Below are 1,448 nucleotides of genomic sequence, written 5' to 3'. Positions count from 1 at the left end.
CACGCCGCCGAGCAGGGCCTGCAGCCGGCGGGCACGGCCCGCTTCCGGGGTCACGGCCAGGGCCGCAGCCCCCGCAGCACCACCGGGGACCTGCGGCGCGGCTGGTTCACCATGCTTCCGCCCGGCGAACCGCTCACCGAACGGTTTGCCGAGCGACTGGCGTCGTTGCCGGACCAGGAACGGCCGCGCGCAGACCCCGAGTTCACGATCCTGGCCTTCAGGAAGCCCTCGGCCGGGTGAAGTCCATCGTCCAGTTGGTCACCCAACTCGCCCCGTCGTCCACCGAGAACGCCTGCTCCCAGCGTGCACCGCTCGCGGAGACCCCCGACCACACGAACCGCACCCGCACGTCCTTCCCGTCGTGGGTGTCGTCGCCGTAGAACTCGCCCCGGCCGCCCTCGAACCGACCCGTCACCGGCGGGAACAGCTTCCCGCTGCGGCTCGACGACCAGTTCAGGGACCACTGCGCGGTCTCCCGGTCGAGGAGCCGCAGCGTCAGCCCCTTCGACCCCAGGTACGGCATGTCGATCTCGTCGACGTTCGCCGCGCCGTCGAAGAGCGGCCAACAACGACTGACCCCGGCGAACTCCTCCCAGCCGCTGCCGGGTTGGAGGAAGTCGGTGAGACGACGGTTCACGACCTCCCACTCACCGTGCAGGAAGTCGAAGTCGCGCGGGCTGCTCATGAGCGGTCTCCAGTGGTTCCGGCGGCCAGGGAGTCGGCCAAGTAGGCGTCGAGGTCCGGGACTTCGGGCGCGAGCAGATGCCGTACCCAGGCGTCCCGTTCGTGCAGGATCGGCGGCAGCTCCCAGACACAGCCGATCCACGGCAGGTCGGGTGCGACGAAGTGGGTGGGGTCGAGGTCGGGGCAGCCGAGCACCGGCTGGCCCGCCGACGCGCCCCGGAAGTGCAGGACGTTGTCCCACACCCAGCTGTACGCGTTCAGATAGGCACCGTCGTCACCGCCCCGGTGCAGGACCACGAAGGTGGCCGGGGGAGTGCCGTCCGGTACGGGCAGCAGCTCCGGCAGCATCGCGTACGCCGCCTCCTCCACCTCGGGCGCGATCCCGGCCGGGTCGGCGGTGACGTGGTAGCGCTTGACGCGCCGCCCGGCCACCTCGATCGGCGGTGGCACGGTCAGCAGTTTCTCCGTGAAGGGCATGGCAGGACGCTACGACCACTTCACTGCCACCATGTGTCAGTGAAGTCCAGCAGACTCCTCTCGATCCTGCTCCTGCTCCAGACCCGGGGGAGGATGACCGCCGCCCAGCTCGCCGAAGCCCTGGAGGTCTCGGTCCGCACGGTCTACCGGGACGTCGAGGCACTGAGCACGGCGGGCGTCCCGCTGTACGGCGACGCGGGCCACGCCGGCGGCTACCGCCTGCTCGACGGCTACCGCACCCGCCTGACCGGTCTCACCACGGACGAGGCCGAGGCCCTGTTCCTCGC

At 70.9% G+C, this 1,448-nt stretch carries 3 protein-coding genes and 1 pseudogene; 2 read left to right on the top strand and 2 right to left on the bottom strand.

Translation table 11 applies throughout. The annotated features are described in order from the left end of the window. Positions 1-240: pseudogene (locus tag R6V09_RS53105) on the top strand (SAM-dependent methyltransferase); the annotation flags it as partial. On the opposite strand, the gene R6V09_RS53100 reads toward R6V09_RS53105, so the two are convergent. Together R6V09_RS53100 and R6V09_RS53095 are read right to left on the bottom strand one after the other, a co-directional pair. After that, the gene (locus tag R6V09_RS53100; RefSeq protein WP_317888550.1) at positions 218-685 is read right to left on the bottom strand and encodes a hypothetical protein; all 468 of its coding nucleotides are present in this window, start codon (positions 683-685) and stop codon (positions 218-220) included. The pseudogene R6V09_RS53105 and the gene R6V09_RS53100 overlap by 23 nt on opposite strands. Beyond that, a complete protein-coding gene (locus tag R6V09_RS53095; protein WP_317888549.1) occupies positions 682-1,161 on the bottom strand; it encodes a hypothetical protein in 480 nt (159 codons plus the stop codon). Before R6V09_RS53095 ends, R6V09_RS53100 begins: the two co-directional genes overlap by 4 nt. Positions 1,162-1,200: 39 nt before the next feature. Here R6V09_RS53095 and R6V09_RS53090 point away from each other — a divergent pair. After that, positions 1,201-1,448: helix-turn-helix transcriptional regulator (locus R6V09_RS53090; RefSeq protein ID WP_317888548.1), on the top strand; the 248-nt coding region annotated here is incomplete at its 3' end.

This window comes from Streptomyces sp. W16, from assembly GCF_033194735.1.
Taxonomy (GTDB): Bacteria; Actinomycetota; Actinomycetes; order Streptomycetales; family Streptomycetaceae; genus Streptomyces.
This window is presented reverse-complemented; position numbering and strand designations above follow the sequence as displayed.

Bases quoted from the DNA above. Each gene is read 5' to 3' on its own strand.
- R6V09_RS53100 (WP_317888550.1), bottom strand. From the start codon at position 685: ATGAGCAGCCCGCGCGACTTCGACTTCCTGCACGGTGAGTGGGAGGTC.
- R6V09_RS53095 (WP_317888549.1), bottom strand. From the start codon at position 1,161: ATGCCCTTCACGGAGAAACTGCTGACCGTGCCACCGCCGATCGAGGTG.